Annotated in this window: 18 protein-coding genes and 1 riboswitch; of the genes, 13 read left to right on the forward strand and 5 right to left on the reverse strand. The window is 67.9% G+C overall.

What is annotated here, in order from left to right:
• Positions 1 to 15: 15 nt before the first annotated feature.
• The gene (locus tag RMN86_RS07410; RefSeq protein ID WP_309605195.1) at positions 16 to 3,246 is read left to right on the forward strand and encodes an efflux RND transporter permease subunit; all 3,231 of its coding nucleotides are present in this window, start codon (positions 16 to 18) and stop codon (positions 3,244 to 3,246) included.
• Positions 3,247 to 3,331: 85 nt separating this feature from the next.
• Positions 3,332 to 3,811 (forward strand): GNAT family N-acetyltransferase, encoded by a 480-nt coding sequence (locus RMN86_RS07415; protein WP_309605257.1) that lies wholly within the window; start codon positions 3,332 to 3,334, stop codon positions 3,809 to 3,811.
• A gap of 112 nt (positions 3,812 to 3,923) precedes the next feature.
• Here the strand turns inward: RMN86_RS07415 and RMN86_RS07420 are convergent, their stop codons facing one another.
• Both RMN86_RS07420 and RMN86_RS07425 read right to left on the reverse strand, forming a co-directional pair.
• Positions 3,924 to 5,762: an ABC transporter ATP-binding protein/permease gene (locus RMN86_RS07420; protein ID WP_309605258.1), complete on the reverse strand. Its 1,839-nt coding sequence runs from the start codon at positions 5,760 to 5,762 to the stop codon at positions 3,924 to 3,926.
• 36 nt (positions 5,763 to 5,798) lie between these two features.
• Complete coding sequence (locus tag RMN86_RS07425) at positions 5,799 to 6,596, reverse strand: hypothetical protein (protein WP_309605196.1); 798 nt, start codon at positions 6,594 to 6,596, stop codon at positions 5,799 to 5,801.
• 98 nt (positions 6,597 to 6,694) lie between these two features.
• Here RMN86_RS07425 and RMN86_RS07430 point away from each other — a divergent pair, with 98 nt between their 5' ends.
• Positions 6,695 to 7,282 (forward strand): TIGR00730 family Rossman fold protein, encoded by a 588-nt coding sequence (locus tag RMN86_RS07430; protein WP_309605197.1) that lies wholly within the window; start codon positions 6,695 to 6,697, stop codon positions 7,280 to 7,282.
• Here RMN86_RS07430 and RMN86_RS07435 read toward each other — a convergent pair.
• Positions 7,279 to 9,321 carry an NAD(+) synthase gene (locus RMN86_RS07435; RefSeq protein ID WP_309605198.1) on the reverse strand — a complete coding sequence of 681 codons (2,043 nt, stop codon included), beginning with the start codon at positions 9,319 to 9,321 and terminating at the stop codon, positions 7,279 to 7,281. The genes RMN86_RS07430 and RMN86_RS07435 overlap by 4 nt on opposite strands.
• Positions 9,322 to 9,514: 193 nt before the next feature.
• On the opposite strand from RMN86_RS07435, the gene RMN86_RS07440 reads away from it, so the two are divergent.
• From RMN86_RS07440 to RMN86_RS07455, 4 genes are read left to right on the forward strand one after another with little or no spacing between them, the layout of a single operon-like run.
• Positions 9,515 to 10,081, forward strand: coding sequence for a Chromate resistance protein ChrB (locus tag RMN86_RS07440; RefSeq protein ID WP_309605199.1), 567 nt, complete (start codon positions 9,515 to 9,517; stop codon positions 10,079 to 10,081).
• Positions 10,065 to 10,601, forward strand: coding sequence for a PepSY-associated TM helix domain-containing protein (locus tag RMN86_RS07445; RefSeq protein WP_309605200.1), 537 nt, complete (start codon positions 10,065 to 10,067; stop codon positions 10,599 to 10,601). Before RMN86_RS07440 ends, RMN86_RS07445 begins: the two co-directional genes overlap by 17 nt.
• Before the next feature lie 26 nt (positions 10,602 to 10,627).
• Positions 10,628 to 11,842 carry a hypothetical protein gene (locus RMN86_RS07450; RefSeq protein WP_309605201.1) on the forward strand — a complete coding sequence of 405 codons (1,215 nt, stop codon included), beginning with the start codon at positions 10,628 to 10,630 and terminating at the stop codon, positions 11,840 to 11,842.
• A 5-nt stretch (positions 11,843 to 11,847) separates the two neighbouring features.
• Positions 11,848 to 13,059, forward strand: a complete 1,212-nt coding sequence (locus tag RMN86_RS07455) for an MFS transporter (protein WP_309605202.1) — start codon at positions 11,848 to 11,850, stop codon at positions 13,057 to 13,059.
• Positions 13,060 to 13,074: 15 nt separating this feature from the next.
• Here RMN86_RS07455 and dksA read toward each other — a convergent pair whose 3' ends face one another.
• Entirely contained in the window at positions 13,075 to 13,503 is a 429-nt protein-coding gene (gene dksA / locus RMN86_RS07460) for an RNA polymerase-binding protein DksA (RefSeq protein ID WP_309605259.1), read from the reverse strand.
• A 92-nt stretch (positions 13,504 to 13,595) separates the two neighbouring features.
• Positions 13,596 to 14,027 carry a flagellar assembly protein FliX gene (locus tag RMN86_RS07465; RefSeq protein WP_309605203.1) on the reverse strand — a complete coding sequence of 144 codons (432 nt, stop codon included), beginning with the start codon at positions 14,025 to 14,027 and terminating at the stop codon, positions 13,596 to 13,598.
• Between the two features lie 230 nt (positions 14,028 to 14,257).
• On the opposite strand from RMN86_RS07465, the gene RMN86_RS07470 reads away from it, so the two are divergent.
• The 6 genes from RMN86_RS07470 to RMN86_RS07495 all read left to right on the forward strand — a co-directional run bounded on the left by RMN86_RS07470 (position 14,258) and on the right by RMN86_RS07495 (position 18,754).
• Positions 14,258 to 15,367, forward strand: coding sequence for a flagellar basal body P-ring protein FlgI (locus RMN86_RS07470; protein WP_309605204.1), 1,110 nt, complete (start codon positions 14,258 to 14,260; stop codon positions 15,365 to 15,367).
• The gene (locus tag RMN86_RS07475; protein WP_309605205.1) at positions 15,367 to 15,714 is read left to right on the forward strand and encodes a rod-binding protein; all 348 of its coding nucleotides are present in this window, start codon (positions 15,367 to 15,369) and stop codon (positions 15,712 to 15,714) included. Before RMN86_RS07470 ends, RMN86_RS07475 begins: the two co-directional genes overlap by 1 nt.
• The gene (locus RMN86_RS07480) at positions 15,714 to 16,172 is read left to right on the forward strand and encodes a flagellar basal body protein (protein ID WP_309605206.1); all 459 of its coding nucleotides are present in this window, start codon (positions 15,714 to 15,716) and stop codon (positions 16,170 to 16,172) included. Before RMN86_RS07475 ends, RMN86_RS07480 begins: the two co-directional genes overlap by 1 nt.
• A 77-nt stretch (positions 16,173 to 16,249) precedes the next feature.
• A riboswitch (FMN riboswitch) is annotated at positions 16,250 to 16,416 on the forward strand.
• A gap of 85 nt (positions 16,417 to 16,501) precedes the next feature.
• A complete protein-coding gene (locus tag RMN86_RS07485) occupies positions 16,502 to 17,029 on the forward strand; it encodes a 6,7-dimethyl-8-ribityllumazine synthase (protein WP_309605207.1) in 528 nt (175 codons plus the stop codon).
• An 11-nt stretch (positions 17,030 to 17,040) separates the two neighbouring features.
• Positions 17,041 to 17,481: a PaaI family thioesterase gene (locus RMN86_RS07490; protein WP_309605208.1), complete on the forward strand. Its 441-nt coding sequence runs from the start codon at positions 17,041 to 17,043 to the stop codon at positions 17,479 to 17,481.
• Positions 17,482 to 17,851: 370 nt separating this feature from the next.
• Positions 17,852 to 18,754 carry a LysR substrate-binding domain-containing protein gene (locus tag RMN86_RS07495; RefSeq protein WP_309605209.1) on the forward strand — a complete coding sequence of 301 codons (903 nt, stop codon included), beginning with the start codon at positions 17,852 to 17,854 and terminating at the stop codon, positions 18,752 to 18,754.
• The last annotated feature ends 81 nt before the right edge of the window (positions 18,755 to 18,835 follow it).

Below are 18,835 nucleotides of genomic sequence, written 5' to 3' on the forward strand. Positions count from 1 at the left end.
TGGAGTGCCAGACAGATGATCGCCTCGCTGATCGATGGAGCCATCAAGCGCCGCAAGGTCGTGCTGGGCGTCACCCTGATCGCCTGCATCTTCGGCTTCTTTTCCTATCTTTCGATGCCCCGCGAGGCGCAGCCGGACATCAACCTTCCCTACATCTCGGTGATCGTGCCGTTCCCGGGCGTGAGCCCCGAGGACGCCGAACGCCTGCTGGTCAAGCCGCTGGAGGTCCAGCTTCAGACCATCCAGGGCATCAAGCACATGAACGCCATCGCCCGGCAAAGCGTGGCCATCGTGACGCTGGAGTTCGAGCCAGACTTCTCCAAGGACAAGGCGCTGGCCGATGTCCGCGCCAAGACCGACCTGGCGCGCGGCCGTTTTCCACCGGACGCCGAAGCGCCGATCATCCAGGAACAGAATTTTTCCGACCAGCCGATCATCGGCATCGTGCTGCACGGCGCGGCCCCGGAACGCGAACTGGCCAGGATTTCGAAGGACCTGAAGGAGCGGCTGGAAAGCGCGCCGGGCGTGCAGGAGGCCTTCGAGAGCGGCGCCCGCGAAGAGCTCCTCGACGTGACCATCGATCCGCTGCGGATGGAGGCCTACAATGTCACCGCCAATGATCTGGCCGCAGTGATCGCGCGCAACAACCAGCTGGTGCCGGCCGGCAACCTGCGCTCCGGCCCTGGCCTGTTCGCCGTCAAGGTCCCTGGCGTCGTGCAGAAGCCAGAAGACATCCTGGCCCTGACCGTCAAGCGCAACGGCGACCGCCTGGTGACCATCGGCGACATCGGCGACGTGCGCCGCACCTTCAAGGAGCCGTCGTTCATCACCCGCTACAACGGCCAGCAAGCTGTGGCGCTCGACGTCAGCAAGCGCAGCGGCGCCAACATTCTGGAGACCGTCAAGACCATTCGCGCCGTGGTCGCCGAGGAATCCAAGCACTGGCCATCGACCGTCCAGGTCGACTTCACCTATGACAACTCCGACTTCATCGGCCGCACCCTGACGGTGCTGGAAAGCGGCATCATGACCGCCAGCCTGCTGGTGATGCTGATCGTCGTCGCCAGCCTGGGCATTCGCCAGGGCCTGATCGTCGGCCTGGCGATCCCGACCTGCTTCCTCATCGCCTTCCTGATGATCCACGCCAAGGGGGTGACGCTGAACCAGATGGTGATGTTCGGCATGGTGCTGGCGGTCGGCATCCTGGTCGACGGCGGCATCGTCGTGGTCGAGTACGCCGACCGGAAATTGGCCGAGGGCCTGCCGCGCGAGCAGGCCTTCGCCGCCGCGGCCAAGCGGATGTTCTGGCCGGTGGTCAACGGCACCCTGACCACGCTGTGCGCCTTCCTGCCGTTCATGTTCTGGAACTCCATCCCTGGGAAGTTCATGAGCTTCCTGCCGCTGACCCTGTTCTTCGTGCTGGGCGCCTCGATCTTCGTGGCCCTGATCTTCACCCCCGCTCTGGGCTCGATCTTCGGCCGCCGGACCGCGATCGACGCCGAGCACCTGGCCGAAATCGAGAAGTCCGAGCACGGCGACCCGCGCGAGATGAAGGGCTTCATGGGCTGGTACGCCCGGACGATCTCCTACCTTGGCGCCCACCCGGGGCGCACCGTCCTGGCGACGCTGTTGATCATCTTCGGCATCGGGTTCTGGTTTGCCCACACGCCGCACCGGACGTTGTTCTTCCTCGATCAGGATCCCGAGGAGGTGACGGTCTTCGTCAAGGCCCGCGGCAACCTGTCGCCCGAGGCCCAGGACGGTCTGATGCGCCAGGTCGAGGCCCGGCTGGTCGGCGTGCGGGGCATCCAGTCGCTCTATGTCCGTTCCGGAAGCAACAGTTCCAACGGCGGCCCCAATTCACCGCCCAACGACACCATCGGACGCATCCAGGTGGAGTTCAAAAACTATGAGCAGCGCAAGGCGCTGGGCCTCAACGGCAAGGACATCGCCGGCGCGATCCGCGGCCGGGTGGCCGACCTGCCGGGCTTGGCCGTCGAGGTGCGCGAGCCGGAAGGCGGGCCGCCCACCGGCAAGGCCGTGCAGGTGCAGCTGACCAGCCACGATCCCGTGGCCCTGGGCCGCGCCGCCGACCTGGTGAAGGCCAGGCTGGTCGCCGATCCGCAGCTGATCGAGCTGGAGGACAACCGCACCTCGCCCGGCATCGAATACAACCTGACCGTCGATCGCGAGGCCGCCGGCCGCTACGGCGTCGACGTGCTGTCGGTCGGCCAGGCGATCCAGTTCCTCACCGGCGGGGTGCTGGTCGGCCGCTTCCGCCCCGATGACGCCCAGGACGAGCTCGACATCCGGGTGCGTTTCCCCAGCGACGCGCGCACGGTGGCGGCCTTCGATCAGCTGAAGATCACCACGCCCACCGGACCGGTTCCGGCGAGCTATTTCGTCAAGCGGCTGCCCAGCCAGCAGGTCACCCAGATCCAGCGGCGGGAGGGCCAGAGGATGGTGCTGATCCAGGCCAACGCGATCAAGGGCGTCGCCGCCAACCAGAAGATCGCCGAGCTGAAGCCCTGGATCGCCAAGGCCGCCATCGACCCGGAAGTGCATGTGAGGTTCACCGGCGCCGACGAGGAAGGCCAGAACGCCGCCAAGTTCTTCATGGTGGCCATGGCCGTCTCGCTGTTCCTGATGGCGGTGATCCTGCTGTGGCAGTTCAACAGCTTCTACGGGGTGCTGGTGACGCTGTCGGCGGTGGCGCTGTCGACGATCGGCGTCCTGCTGGGTATCCAGGTGAACCTGCTGCACACCTTCGACTACGTCTCGGTGATCATGCTGGGGACCGGCGTGGTGGCGCTGGCTGGGGTGGTGGTCGGCCACAACATCGTGCTGGTGGACACCTACTATCAGCTGCGGCGACAGGGTTTCGAGGCCGACGAAGCCGCCGTGCGCGCCGCGGCCCAGCGGTTCCGCCCGGTGATGCTGACCACCCTGGTGACGGTGGTGGGCCTGCTGCCGCTGATGTTCCAGGTCCATCCGAACTTCCACAACGGCCACATCGAACTGAAGGCGCCGGGGTCCGAGTGGTGGGTGCAGCTTTCCGCCGCCGTGGTCTGGGGGCTGTCGTTCGCCACCTTGCTGACGCTGGTGTTGACGCCGGTGTTGCTGGCCGCGCCGAAGATCGCCTCCGCCCGCTTCAAGAGCTACTGGCGCTGGGCCCAGCGGCAGGCCGGGGTGACACCCAAGCCGCAGGCGGTGAAGCCTTACGACATCCCGCGGGCGGCGGAGTAGCGGATTGCCAGGGTTATCCTCCCGCCTGGCGGGGCTATCCTCTCGCCTGGGGGGGCCGGGCGACTTCGCCGCGCTCGAAACGGTGATGGCGGCGGCGATCGGCGAACTCCAGCGGCCCTTCCTGAGCCCTGAGCAGATCGCCGCCAGCCGCGCGATCATGGGGCTCGACCGCCAGCTGATCACTGACGGGACCTATTTTGTGGTTGAGGCTGAAGGCCGGATCGCCGGCTGCGGCGGCTGGAGCCGGCGCGCGACGCTCTATGGCGGCGATCATTCGCCGGGCCGCGACGCCGCCTTGCTGGACCCCGCCAGCGACCCGGCGCGGGTCAGGGCCATGTACACTCACCCCGAATTTGCCCGGCGCGGCGTCGGCCGGCTGATCCTGGCGCGCTGCGAAGACGCCGCGCGCGCCGAGGGGTTCACCCGCCTGGAACTGATGGCCACCCTCTCGGGTCAGCCGCTCTACAGCCGCTGCGGATACACTGAGATCGAGCGGATCGAGGATCCGCGGGGCGGCGCCCCTGTGCCGCTGATCCGCATGGGCAAGGCCATTCAAACGATCTGATCGTCATGGCCCGACTTGTTCGGGCCACCCATGATCTCCGCCTCTGGGGATTTTCCTGAGCGTTCCGCGCCTATGGGTCTCCCGGACAAGCCGGGGATGACGAGTTTTGTTTTCAGACCTCCCGCGTCTGCCGTCGCCAGAGCGCGGCGTATTCGCCGGTGCGGGCCAGCAGGTCGGCGTGGGTTCCGCGCTCGACGATGCGGCCGCGCCGCAGCACCACGATCTGGTCGGCGTCGACGATGGTCGACAGGCGGTGGGCGATCACCAGGGTGGTGCGCCCGGCCTTGACCTTGCGCAGGGTCTCCTGGATGGCCGCCTCCGTGGGGCCGTCCAGAGCGCTGGTGGCCTCGTCGAGGATCAGCACGCGCGGATTGGCCAGCAGGGCGCGCGCGATCCCCACCCGCTGGCGTTCGCCCCCGGAGAGCTTCAGACCGCGCTCGCCGACCATCGTCGACATGCCGTTCGGCAGGCTGTCGATGAATGGGCCGAGCTCGGCCGCGTCAGCAGCGGCGCGCACGTCGGCGTTCCCGGCGCTGGGCCGGGCGAAGGCGATGTTGGCATAGAGGCTGTCGTTGAACAGGGCCACGTCCTGCGGCACCAGGGCGACGGCCCCGCGCAGGGCGGCCTGCGTCACCTGCCGCATGTCGAACCCGTCGAGGCTCACCCGACCTTCCTGAGGGTCGATCAGGCGCATGGCCAGGCGGACGGCCGTGGTCTTGCCCGCGCCGGAAGGACCGACCAGCGCCGTCGTCGTCCCCGGGGGAATCTCGAAGCTCACGTCGCGCAGGCCCACCGCACGGGCGTCATGCTTGAAGCTGACGTGTTCGAAGGCCACGGACGCGCCCTGCCCGCCGGTTCCGGTGTCGCCGGACGGAGGCAGCTCCGTGGCGTCGGCAGCGTCGGTGATGTCGGGCTTGACGGCGCGCAGGTCGACCATCTGCTCCATGTCGATGAAGGCCTGGCGGATCTCGCGGTAGTTGAAGCCCAGCATACCCAGCGGCTGGTACAGGCCGCGCAGCAGGAAGATCGCCATGGTGATGTCGCCAATGCGAAGCTCGCCCCGCGACACAGCTGCGCCGGCCATTACGGTCATGATCGCAAGGCCGGCGGTCAGGATCAGCGACTGGGCGCCGTTCAGTAGGTTTAGCGAGTTGTTGGCCCGCACCGCGACGTCCACGTAGCGGTCCATGGCCTTGCTGTAGTCGGCGACCACGCGCCCCTCCGAGCCGAAGGTCTTGACGGTCTCGTAGTTGATGAGGGCGTCGACCGAGAGGCCGGCCACACGGGAGTCGGCGTCAGCCCATTCGCGCCGATGGCTCAGCCGCCAGTCGGTGATCTTGAACGTCACCACAGTGTAGATGATGATGGTCACCAGGGTCGTCAGCGAGAACCGCCATCCCAGCCGGCTCCACAGCACCGCCATGGCCATCACCAGCTCGACAGCGGTCGGGCCGATGTTGAACACCACGCTGCGGATCAGGAAATCCGCCGAGCGCGAGCCGCGGTCGATGATCCGCGACAGAGCCCCCATCTGCTTGGACTGGTGGAAGTCCATCGACAGGGCCAGCGAATGGGCGAAGGTCTCCACCGCCGCCTTGGCCATGGTGGCCTGAGAGACCCGGCTGAAGATCGCATCGCGGGCATAGGGGGTCCAGACGGAGACGAGGTTCAGGCCGGCGTAGCCCACTGTGCCCATGATGAAGGCCGTGGAAAGCGCATGGCTGATCGCGCCGGGCTGACCCAGGCCGCTGATCGCATCGCCCAGCACCACCGGCGCCCAGACCCCGGCGAACTTGCCGATGAACACCAGGCCGAGCGCGGCGGCGATCCGCAGCCGCAGATAGGGCGCGCCAGAACGCATGACCAGCCGGCCGAGGTCGGCCATGGAACGCCAGAAGCTGAACTTGACGCCGGCCGCGGCCGGCGTCCCCCCGAAGCGGCCGCCGATCATTCCGGGATGGTGGAAGGCCAAACCGCTGGGACTCCGTCAGTGAACGAGAAGGGTGGATTGCACGCCGCCGCCCGGCGTCATCCAATCGACCCGCAGGCCGGCCGAGGTCAGCTGGCTACGCAAGGGTCCCTGCGCAAGGGGCGCCGCCGTCGAGACCTGGAAGGTGACGGTGTCGGCGAAGCCGTCGCCATAGACCTGGATCTGGTGGGGCCCCCGGCGGATCGGCGCCGAGGCGCCGGGGCTGGGCAAGCTGGCGTCATAGTGGCCGGCGGCGTCGGCCCGGCCCTGCGCCACCTGGCGTCCGTCGAGGCGCAGGATCACCGTGGCCCCGGGCGGGGTCAGAGCGGAGACCTCGACCCCGCCGCCACCGTCGAAATCGATGGCCCGCAGACCCGCGCCCCGCGCCGGGTCGAACCGCCGGGCGCCCGCGCCGGCGCGTAGCAGCGCGGCCTGACCCGGCGGTGTCACCAGCACATAACCCTGCGCCTGCATCTGGCGACCCTGCGCCGTGGCCGAGAGTCCGAAGATCCGCGGCTCGGCGCCGCCGCCGACATCGAGGGTCCAGCGGCCCCGACGATCGGCGTCGGCGAACAACGCCTCGCCAAGAGGGGTCGCCAGCCGCACCCTGGCGCCCGGCGCCGCGCTGCCCGACAGGATGACGCGGCCGGCGACAAGGCGGACGGCCAGCGGCGCCGGCGAGGCCAGATCGCCTGCATCCGCGACGGCCGGGCGGGGGCCGAGGGGGTTGGAGACCTTGCCGCCGCAACCGGCCGACAGCAGGCTCGACGCGACCACGCCGACGACGAGGGCAGTTGAGGACTTCGCGAGCGCCACCGCTTGGTTGAAACTCCTTAACCCGGAGCCTAGCTAATCGGGCTTTCGTCGCCCGCCCGCAAGCGCGCGGATGACGGTATCAGCGAGGGAAGTGGCCCGTGACCCACGGCTTGCGAAGCGTCTGCGTGTTCTGCGGCTCGTCCGACGCCGCCGATCCCGCCTATCTGGCCGCCGCCACGGCGCTGGGCCAGGCGCTGGCCTCAGCCACGCTGCGGCTGGTCTATGGAGGTGGCGGAGTGGGCCTGATGGGCGCCGTGGCCCGAGGCGCCCATGACGCCGGCGGTCAGGTGCTGGGGATCATTCCCGATTTCCTGGTCGGCAAGGAACGCGCCCTGGAAACGGTGGAACATGTCGTCGTCACCTCCATGCACAAGCGCAAGCAGATGTTCTTCGAGGAATCCGACGGCTTCGTGATCCTGCCGGGCGGCATCGGCACCCTGGAGGAGGTGATCGAGCTGCTGTCGTGGCGCCGCCTCGACCTGCACACCCTGCCAGTGGTGTTCTACAATCCCGACGGCTTCTGGCAGCCGTTGTTCGAACTCTTTCAGCACACCGTCGACGCCCGGCTGACCCCGCCGGACTTCATGGACGCCTGGACGGTGGTCGACCGGGTGGACGCGATCATCCCGGCGCTTTTGGCCGGGCCAAAAGCCGGCGTATCGCCGATGCTGACCAGCGTCACCTAAGGGACGTTGGCCTCCAGCTCATCGAGCCAGACCCGCGCGTTGCCGTCCGACGGCGCGCGCCAGTCGCCGCGCGGCGACAGCGCCCCGCCGGAGATAACCTTGGGCCCGTTGGGCATGGCCGATCGCTTGAACTGGCTGATCTCGAAGAAGCGGAACAGGAAGACGCCCAGCCAGCGCTTGATCGTCGCCAGGTCATAGGCGTTGCGCGTGCCGTCCGGGAAGTTCGGCGGCCAGGCGCCCACGGCCGCGTCACGCCAGGCGTGCCAGGCCAGGAACGCCACCTTCGAGGGCCGCAGGCCAAAGCGGGTGATGTGGAACAGGCTGAAGTCCTGCAGCTCGTAGGGCCCGACCTTGGCCTGGGTCGACTGGATGGCGCCGGCGGCGTCGGCCGGCACCAGCTCGGGCGAGATCTCGGTGTCGAGGATGGCGTGCAGGGTCTCGGCCGCCCCGCCGAACTGGCCGGTCTTCAGGGTCCAGCGGATCAGGTGTTGGATCAGGGTCTTGGCCAGTGAGCTGTTGACGTTGTAGTGGCTCATCTGGTCGCCGACGCCATAGGTGCACCAGCCCAGCGCCAGCTCCGAAAGGTCCCCGGTGCCCAGCACCAGACCCTGACGCTGATTGGCCAGCCGGAACAGATAGTCGGTGCGCAGGCCGGCCTGCACGTTCTCGAAGGTCACGTCATAAACCGGCTCCCCCTTGGCGAAGGGATGGCCCAGGTCCTCAAGCACCCGCCGCGCCGCCGGCTTGATGTCGATCTCCTCCGCCGTGATCCCCAAGGCCGTCATCAGCGCCCAGGCGTTGGCCTTGGTCGCCTCGCCGGTGGCGAAGCCCGGCAGGGTGAAACCCAGGATATTGGCCCTTGGCAGGCCCAGCCCGTCGAACGCCTTGGCCGCCACCAGCAGGGCATGGGTGGAATCCAGCCCGCCCGAGATGCCGACGACCAGGTGCTCGGTCTTCGTCGCCCGCAGCCGCTGGCTGAGCCCCTGCACCTGGATGTTGAACGCCTCGTAGCAGTCCTGATCGAGCCGCGCCGGATCGTCGGGCACGAAGGGGAAGCGATCCAGCGGCCGCTCCAGGCCCACGTCTTCGAACGTCGGCTGGTGCTCGAAGGACACCTGGCGGAAGGCCGTCTCCGGGCGGCCGGCCGCGACCGCGGCGTTGTTGAAGGTCGGCGTGCGCAGGCGTTCCAGACGCAGGCGCTCGACGTCGATGTCGGCAACCGCCATCTGCGCCGTCGAGGGGAACCGCTCGGTCTGGGCCATCAGCCGGCCAAGCTCGTGGATCGAGGCCTGGCCGTCCCAGGCCAGGTCGGTGGTGCTCTCCCCCGGTCCGGCGGCGGAATAGAGGTAGGCGGCCATGCAGCGCATGGACTGCGAGGCGCAGAGGATCGCCCGATCCTCGGCCTTGCCGACGACGATGTTGGAGGCCGACAGGTTGCAGAGGATCAGGGCGCCGGCCAGGGCGGCCCGCGTCGAGGGCGGTGTCGGGCTCCAGAAGTCCTCGCAGATCTCGGCGGCGAAGCTGAAGTCGGCAAGGTCGGCGGCCGCGAAGATCAGGTCGGTCCCGAACGGGACGCTCTGGCCGGCCAGTCGCATCGTCAGACCGGCGACGCCAACGCCCGGCGCGAACCAGCGATTCTCGTAATATTCCCGATAGTTGGGAAGAAAACTTTTGGGCACGACACCCAGGATCCTGCCGCGCGCGATCACCACGGCCGTATTGTAGAGCGCCCCATTGTGCGCCACCGGCGCGCCGACGATCAGCACCGGCGCCAGGTCCGTGCTGGCCGCCGCCAGGCCCTCGATCTCCGCCTCCACCCGGCGCAGCAGCGCGTCCTGTAGCAGAAGGTCGTCGATCGCATAGGCCGACAGCCCCAGTTCCGGGAACAGCATCAGGTCGCAGCCACGCGCATGGCCGTCCCGGGCCAGCGCCAAAGTCTGGGCGGCGTTGAAACCGGGATCGCCGACGCTCACGGCCGGCGTACAGACCGCGACGCGGACGAAGCCGTGGCTGTGGATCGCATGGAACGGTGTCTTCACCGGCGGCTGGCCCCTTGATCCCCGGTCACATGCGACTGATTTGCCGCCCAGGAGAAATGCTCACTTTGAGCATATATAGGTCAGGGCTGAAGATTTGGCAAAAGAGCCCCATCCTTCCCTCTCCGGGCTAGATGATTGAAACACCTGTTGCCCTGTCGCCGGCGCGCATCTATTGGAGTGCAACAGGTGTTGCATGCCATTGGATGACCGGCCACACTGGCTGATATTTCTAGCTCAGCTGCCCGCCTCTCCCTCCAGCGCACGAGTAGCGCTTTGGCGGAGACTACGCGCGGCGGGGGCGGCCAGCCTGACGAACGGCGCCTGGTTCCTTCCGGTGAGTGATGAACACGCCGCGTTGGTCACACAGCTGGCGGCGCTGGTCCGCACCCAGGAGGGGCAAGCGGCGGTGTTCAAGGCTCAGTCGGCGGAGATCGATGACCATGCTGTCATAGAGCGTTTTCAGTCGGATAGAGCCCGCGAATACGCCGAGTTCGACCAACGTTGCCGCGCGCTCCTGGAGGAAATCGACAAAGAGCGACGCCTGGAGAAATTCACGTTCGCGGAACTGGAGGAGATCGAGGACGACCTCCAGAAACTCACGGCCTGGCTTGGCAAGGTCCAGGCGCGTGACTTCTTTCCAGGACATCAGCAGGTGGCCGCCAAGGGCTTGCTGCGGGATTGCGAAGCGGCGTGCGCGAGCTTCGCACAGGATGTTTACGGCCGTGAGGGGCTTGGGGAAGCAGATGAGAAAAATCCATAGGTGGATCAGTGTCGGCGCGGCGCTCTTCCTGCTGATCGTCGCGAGCACCGGCGTCATTCTTCAGGCTCAGAAACTGCTCGGCGGAGACGAGAAGGACCAGGACAGGCGCCGCGTGGTGCCCGGCGCCATGACCACCTCGAGCGATGCGGCGACATATGGCGCGCTGCTCTCCAAGACCCTCGAGGCGGCGCGCGCACGGGCGCCTCGCAAGCCCATCGCCTCCGTCGAGCTGAGGTTCGCGCAAGACGAGCCACGCGGCATCGTCACACTTCCCGGAGATCCCGGCCGGCGGATCACGGTCGATCCGCGCGACGGCAAGGTGGTGACGGACGAGACGTTCGAAGGCGACTCGATCTTCCTGAGGATTCACAGCGGCGAAATCCTTGGCGAGCCGGGCGTGGTCCTGGGATTGCTGTGGGGTCTGGCGCTGGTCGTCCTTAGCGTGACGGGCGGCTGGATGTATCTCCACATGTACCGAAAACGCCGCAAGGCGCGCGGCAAGGGTCAGGCGTTCTGGTAGTGACAACCCGGTTCTGCCTCTTCTGGGTGGCGGTCGCGGCCGCGGTGTGCGCCGCCGGATCGGCCGCCGCGGACGACGCGGTGGCGAGGCCGACCGCGGCCGCACCGTCGGGTTGGTCCTTCAAGCCCGACGCCGGCTACGTCTATCAGTCCGGTGATTTCAAACTGACGACCTGGGGTTTCGCCGAGCGCCTTTTCGATCCCGGCGGACACGATGCCTATCGTCGCGTGCGTCAGGGCGCGGAGGTTGATTTCCCGCCGATTGCCTCGGGCCTGCGGCCCGCACTGGTCTATGAAATCGACCTGACGGACAGCAACTTCTTCGACAACGGCATTGGCGGGCGCTCGGGCTTTGGCCGGCGTGATTTCGAGAACCTGTTCATCGCGCTGCAGGACCCCGACGATCCGGGCAGGTTCCGCGTCTTGATCGGAGAGAACACCCACATCCTGTCGCGCGACGACAACCTCTCCTCAGGCAACCTGGCGACCATCAACCGCTCGCTGATCCTGGAGGAGCACGGCTCGGTCAACAGCTTCGGCACGCAGTTCGGTGTTCAGGTTCAGAAGGCGTTTTCCGACAACCTGACGCTCCAGCTCTCGGCGCAGGACAATCGCGGCTCGTTCAACACGCCCGAGCCCCGCTACCGGGTCGGAAATTCACTCGCGGCCAAGATGATCCTGACGCCGCTCAACGATCCCGGCGCCGGCCGAAAGCTCAGCCTGGGTCTCGCGCTCGATAGGACCGGCTCCATCCGGGACCGGACGTTCACACTCGCGACCGCTATCGCTCAGACCCCGTTGGGCGGCGTGGCGGCGACCGGCAACAAGCTCACCTGGGAGGCTGACGCCGCCTATACCTTCCCGCTCGCGGGACACCCGACGACCGTCGAAGGTGAGCTGATCTACTCCAGCTTTTCGCAGAGCCGCAGCGCGGTGGGCGGCGGGTACGCTATGCTTCAGTGGTCAGCGTTCGAAACGCCCAGGTCCGGCGATCTTGATCTCTTTCTCCGCTATGATCTCGTCAGCCTTGAACAAGACTCCATCGTCGGTCGCGCCACCCAGCGCGCGATCAGAACGGGCGCCAACTACAACCTGCCCTACACACGCAAGCTCGCCAACCTGCACCTGGAGTACGCTCATAATACCGTCTCGGGGCCGGCCGCCATCGTGACCGGAGACCGTTTGAAGGATGAGTTTCGCGTCGAGTTGCGGATTAGCCTGCAGCAATACGTTCGACATTGAGACTCATGTCGCGGCGCCGCTTCCTGAACCTGAGAGCTGTGCCCCGCGGGATCTGGGCGCTGGGCTTCGTGTCCCTGTTCATGGACACCTCCTCGGAGATGATCCACAGCCTCCTGCCAGCGTTCCTGGTAGGGACCCTGGGCGCCAGCGTCGCCACCTTGGGGCTGATCGAGGGGGTCGCCGAGGCCACGGCTTCGATCACCAAGATTTTTTCCGGATGGATTTCGGATTGGCTTGGCAAGCGCAAGGTCCTGGTCGTGCTCGGCTACGGCTTGAGCGCGCTGACCAAGCCCATTTTCCCGCTGGCGCTCACCCCGCTTGAAGTGCTGGGCGCACGCCTCGCTGATCGCGTCGGCAAGGGCGTTCGGGGCGCGCCACGCGATGCGTTGGTCGCCGACATCAGCCCCCCTTCCATCCGCGGCGTCGCCTATGGCGTCCGCCAGGGCATCGACACCGTGGGCGCGTTCCTTGGACCGGTCGTGGCGATGGGTCTCATGCTGATCCTTGCCGGCGACATCCGAGCGGTTTTCGCCTGGGCGGTAGTCCCAGCGCTGATCGCGGTCGCCCTGTTGGTGTTCGGCGTCGATGAGCCCAAGCGGCCCGAGACGCAGACGAAGCGCGCCGCGCCCATGCGATGGTCAGAGGTCCGCGCCATGGGCGCGCCGTTCTGGTCAGTCGTGTTCGTGGGCATGGTCTTCACCCTCGCCCGGTTCAGCGAAGCGTTCCTGGTGTTGCGCGCGCAGGCCGTGGGGCTTGCGGTCGCGCTCGTGCCCGTCGTGCTGGTGGTCATGAACGCGGTCTATTCCGTGGTCGCGCCAGCCGCTGGCGGCCTCTCCGACCGCATGGACCGGCGACTGGTGCTGCTTGCGGGCTTGGCTGTGCTGGTCTTCGCGGACCTGGTTCTAGCGCGATCTGGAGGCCTCTCCGGCGTGCTCATCGGGGTCGCGCTATGGGGCCTGCACATGGGCCTGACGCAGGGCATCTTGGCAGCCCTTGTCGCCGACGCCGCGCCTGAGCGGTTGCGCGGCACTGCCTTCGGGGTGTTCAACCTGGCGAGCGGCGTGACGCTGCTCGGGGCAAGCATCCTGGCGGGAGCGCTGTGGACGCTCCTGGGGGCTGCGGCGACGTTTTACGCTGGCGCCGCGTTCGCGTTGATCGCTGCCGGCGGCCTTGTCACCGTCATGCGCCAGAAGCCCGCGATCACCACCAACGAGTGAGGCAAAAAAGCCCCCTCAGTCGTCCCGGTGAACCCGTTCGCGGCGCTCGTGGCGTTCCTGGGCTTCCAGGCTCAGCGTGGCGATCGGCCGCGCGTCGAGGCGGGCGACGCCGATCGGCTCGCCGGTCTCCTCGCAATAGCCGTAACTGCCGTCCTCGATCCGGCGCATCGCCTCGTCGATCTTGGCGATCAGCTTGCGCTGTCGATCACGCGTGCGCAGCTCCAGCGAGCGATCCGTTTCCGACGACGCGCGATCGGCGAAGTCGGGGTGATTTTCGGTCTCGCTTTGCAGGTGCTTGAGGGTTTCCCCGGACTCCCGGAGAATCTCCTCTTTCCAATCGATGAGCTTCTGCCTGAAATATTCAAGCTGGCGCTCGTTCATGAACGGCTCGCCCTCGGAAGGACGGTACCTAGGCCGCTCAGCCAGAACTTCGGCTGTCTTAATGGACACTTTGAGCCCTCTACAACCCCGAGACGCGCGCGGCGCTTATAGCAAAAGAAACCGTCGGTTCAATCCGCCTCGACGCCGGCCGGCAACTAGGTCGCATGGTCGGCGCGCTCCAACTTGGCCACCTCGACGGCGGCGCGCAACTCGATGTCGTCGAGCACGGCCTCCAGCCCGGGATCATCGGTGCCCTCGCGCCGATCGCGCACCGCGCGGCGCAGCAGGTCAAGATCGCCGGCGCGAAGCTCGCCCTCGAGCAGGCCCAGCCGCAGGGCGTCGAGCACGTCGAGAATCCGGCCGGCGCGGCGGACAGCCCGGCGCTTGCGCTCCAGCGGCCCACCGATGTCCTGCAGGGCCAGGAGGGCGTCGACGCCCATCACCGCACCCGGGGCGGACACCGAAGCGACCTGACCGGCCCCACGAACCGCCCCGGTCGAGGCGAGGCTGAATCCCTCGCCGCCGCCGCCCCGCGTCGGACGCGAGGCCGGTGGCGATCCCACCGCGCCTGGAGCCCCCACCTTCATGCGACCCGGACCTTCATGCGACGCGCTTCAACCCCTCGGAACTCGACTGGACACCACATCTGCGCCGGCAAGCTTGCGGCATGGTTAATGCCGGGCAATTTCTGCCGACGGGTGCGGATCGCGAGGCGGGACCTAGCGGCGTGCTGGCTGTTTTCACTGACGATTCCGCCGCCAAGGCGCTGGCACGCGGATCGCAAGGGGACCAACCAGGCAGCTTCAACCGGTCCTTCATGCGTCGTATCATCCTGGTCTTTGGCGTTCTCCTGCTGGCGACCGGCCTGCTGAGCGGCGCGGCGGACGCCAAGTCGCGGATCAAGGACATCGTGGCGTTCGAAGGCGTGCGCGACAACCAGCTCGTCGGCTATGGCATCGTGGTCGGGCTGAACGGCACCGGCGACGCCCTGCGCAACGCCCCCTTCACCAAGCAGAGCCTCGAGGCGATGCTGGAACGCCTGGGCGTCAACACCCGCGACGCCAGCCTGAACACCAAGAACGTCGCCGCGGTGATGGTCACCGCCAAACTGCCGCCCTTCGCCGCGGCCGGCTCAGAGATCGACGCCACGGTTTCCGCGCTCGGCGACGCCAAGAGTCTGCTCGGCGGCACCCTGCTGGTCACCCCGCTGATGGGCGCCGACGGCAAGGCCTACGCCAGCGCGCAAGGCACCGTGCAGACCGGCTCGGTGAGCGCGTCCGGCGCCTCCGGCTCCAGTGTCTCCAAGGGCGTGCCGACCGCCGGCCGCATCGCGGCCGGGGCGATCGTCGAGGCCGAGACCGGCTTCCAGCTGGCCAGCATGGGCAGCCTGCGCATGACGTTGCGCAACCCCGACTTCACCACCGCCGGGCGGATCGCCGATGTGATCAACGCCCGCTTTCCGGGGGCCGCCATCGCCGAGAACCCGACCATCGTCGCCATCCACCCGGTGGGCGGCCAGGACATGATGGGCTTTCTCGGCCAGGTCGAGAACCTCACCGTCGAACCCGATTCTCCCGCCAAGGTGGTGATCGACGAGGTGGCTGGTGTCATTGTCATGGGCGAGAGTGTCCGGCTCTCCACCGTCGCCATCCAGCAGGGCAACCTGACGATCACGGTGCGCGAGACCTCCGCCGTCAGCCAGCCCAACGCCTTCTCCAAGGGCGGAACCACCGCGGTTGTGCCGCAGTCGGACGTTTCGGTGGATGAGGAGAAGGGCAAGCAGTTCGTCACGCTCCGGACGGGCGCCTCCCTGGCCAGTCTGGTGACTGGCCTGAACGCCCTGGGCGTCACTCCGCGCGACATGATTTCGATCCTCCAGACGATCAAGACCGCCGGCGCCCTGCAGGCCGAAATCGAGGTGATGTAGTGGCCGACCTGACTGCCCTGGCTGTTCCGCCCAGCCTGCTCGCGGCGCCGCGAACCGCCCAGAGCCTCTCCCCGCCGAGCCCCGCCGCGCCGGGCGTCGGAGACCTGGCCAAGCGCAGCCAGATCGCGGAGACGGCCCGGAAATTCGAAGCCTCGTTCCTATCGATCATGGTGCAGCAGATGTTCGAAGGCGTGGACACCGCCGCCCCGTTCGGCGGCGGCCCCGGCGAGTCGATGTTCAAGTCGTTCATGTCCGAGGCCATCGCCGGCAAGATGACCAAGGCCGGCGGTGTCGGCGTCGCCGCCTCGGTGCAGCGCGAGATGCTGAAGATGCAGGGGCTGAACTGATGTCGGCGGTCTCCGCGGACGCGCCGGATTCCGCGGCGGCCGAGCGTGTCGAGCAGCTCACCCTGCTGACCGAACGGCTGACCGGCCTCGTGGCCCTGGGGGCGCAGGCCTTCGAGGCGCGCCGGCCGCAGGACGCCATCGGCCACGTTGAAGAGACCGGCCGCCTGGCCAACATGTACCGTCACGAATCAGCCCGGGTGCGGGGCAATCCGGCGCTCATCGCCGGCGCGAGCCGGGTCCAGCGCGCGCGCCTGATCCGCGCCACCGAGGCTTTTGACGCCGTGCTCGCCCGCCAGACCCGGGCGGTGGCGGCCGCCCAGTTCATCACCGAGGGCCTGGTCCACGCCATCGCCGACGAGGTGGCCGCGCAGCGTCAGCAGAGCGCGACCTACGGCCCCGGCGCGCTGGCCGCCCCCACCGCGGCGGCCACCGCCATCACCCTGAACAAGCGGGCCTGACGCTGCCAATTCAAACGCTTGTTTGACCCTGCGGAACGGCGCTATGCTAGGAACGTCGCCGGAGCGTTTCCGGCGATCTACGTTCTCAGGGCGGGGTGAAAGTCCCCACCGGCGGTAATGCCTTCTGGCGACAGGAGGACGAGCCCGCGGGCGCCCTGCGTAGCTCCTCGGAGCCAAGCAGGGGACTAGCAGACACCGGTGCGATCCCGGGGCCGACGGTTAGAGTCCGGTTATGAGAACCGTCGACGGCGTGTGTCCGGCTTCGGCTGAACGCGCGTCCGCGGCGTCTCCCTGAGTCGTGGTTCCTCGCACCCGTCCGGGAGATGACCATGACCCAAGCGACCCAGACCCCCCAGTCCGCGCCCCTGTTCGCGCCGGAACTTCCCACCGCCAACGGCGCCTTCCGCGCCGCGCGGATCGCGTTTGTCCACGCGCTCTGGCACGCCGAGATCGTCGAGCAGGCCCATCTGGGCTTCCTCGAGGAAATCGCGGGCCTCGGCTTCGGCCCGGATAGCGTCGAGCGTTTCGAGACCCCCGGCGCCTTCGAGATCCCGCTGCACGCCCAGGCCCTGGCGCGCAGCGGCCGCTATGCCGCCATAGTCGGGGCCGCGTTCGTCGTCGACGGCGGCATCTATCGCCACGAATTCGTCGCCGAGACGGTGGTGGCCGCCCTGATGCAGGTGCAGTTGGCCACCGAGACGCCGATCTTCTCGGTGGTGCTGACCCCGCACCATTTCCACGAGCATGAGGTTCATCAGCGGTTCTTCCACGACCACTTCCGGGTGAAGGGCCGCGAGGCGGCGCGGGCCTGCGCCGGCACGCTGCAAAGCCTCGCTCGCCTCGCGGCGGCGGCGTGAAGGGGGCAAGCATGGACATCCCGACGCGAGACCCGCCGATCGGCTTCGCCCCCCACGAGCGCAAGAGCCCCCTCACCGACCCCTGGGAGCCGCTCTACAGCCGCAAGACCCAGGGCGCGGTGGTCCTTGGCCTGCGCGCTGGCCCGGCCCACACAAACAGCCGCGGCTTCGTCCACGGCGGCCTGATCGGCGCGATGGCCGACAACGCCATGGGCCTATCCTGCAAACGCCGCACGAACCACGCCGGCGGCCTGGTCACCGTGAACCTCAACATCGACTTCCTGGGCACGGCTTTCGAGGGCCAGTGGCTGGAGTTCGACACGGTGTTCGTCAAGCCGGGGAAGACACTTTGTTTCGCCCAGGCTTTCGTCACCGCCGACGGCCAGCCCTGCGCGCGGGCAAACGCTGTGTTCCGGGTGGTTGGCGGCGAAGGTCGGGCATCCGCGGCGTGACCTGACCTCACGAAGCCGCGCCCCAATGGTCGTTTGAGGCGGCGCGGCCTTTTGGAGATCATCGGGGCGTTGAAAGGAGGTCCCTCCGATGAACGTCGAACGCCTGGCCTTGCCGCCTTTGAGTCTCCTCCCCCTGCGGTCGGCGCTGCGCCAGGCGTTGGACTGCTGGTGGTGGCTGTTGCGCGTCCATGTTGCCGATGCTCATGGCCTGCGGAGGGACGAAGCCCTGGGCCCGCCTCCTGCGCCTTGGCTGGAAGGCTGGCCTCGCACGCTCCTGTGATCTGAACTCACGGACTTTCCGCCGAGATGTCGTTTACGCCGACGCGGGTTGGCGGCTATATCCGGCCGGAAACTTGTGAGCTGAGATCACATGGCCAAGCGTAGCCAACTGCCGTTGACAGCCCTTCGGGCGTTCGAAGCCTTCGCCCGCCTGGGCAAGATGAGCCTGGCGGCCGACGAACTGTGCGTCACCCACGGCGCGGTCAGTCGCCAGGTCCGCGGCCTTGAGGCGCTGAGCGGGGTCAAGCTCACGCAAGGGCCGCGCAACGCCCTGAAGCTCACCGATGCGGGGGATCGCATGGCGCGGTCGCTGGGCCGCACCTTCGACGAACTGGAGGAAACCTTTCGCGAGGTTCGCGCCGGGGCCGAACGCGAACTACACATATCCTGCGTCGGCACCCTGGCGATGAAGTGGCTGATCCCACGCCTTTCGGGCTTCCACGCCCTGCATCCGGACCTGTCCATCCGGGTCACCGAGGCCTACGGGCCGGTGGATTTCACCCGCGAACCCTTCGACGCGGCCATCCGGCTGGCCGAGACGGTCACCGGCGGCGACCTCACCGCAACACCATTCCTCGATAACTACCACGGCCCGGTGGTGGCGCCGGCATTGGTCGAGGGCCGCCTGGACCTCGCCCGGACGGCGCGGCTGCACACCCGCCCTCACCGGCAGGCCTGGGCCGAATGGTCCGACCACGCCGGGGTGCCAGTGCCGGAGGCGCGCGAGAACCGCGAGTACGAGCACCTGTTCTACATGCTGGAAGCCGCCGTCGCGGGCCAGGGCGTCGGCCTCTCGCCGTGGATCTACGTCGCCAACGACATCGCCGCGGGCCGGCTGGCGGCGCCGTTCGGCTTCACCCCGACGCCGGCGCGGTTCCAGCTGATCCAGCCGGACGCTCCGCCCAAGCGCGGCCTGAAGGCCTTCCGCCAATGGCTGATCGAGGAAGCCGCCACCGCCCCGGCCCCGCCGATGCTGGCGACGGCCGAAGCCTGAGCACCTGCCGCCGGAGCGTCGACCAGGTCCGGCTCTCGGGGCTGAGCGATATGGGCTGCGTCAGTTCACCCCAATCCCGCT

Origin of the sequence: Phenylobacterium sp., from assembly GCF_031360265.1 — a bacterium.
Lineage (GTDB): Bacteria > Pseudomonadota > Alphaproteobacteria > Caulobacterales > Caulobacteraceae > Phenylobacterium.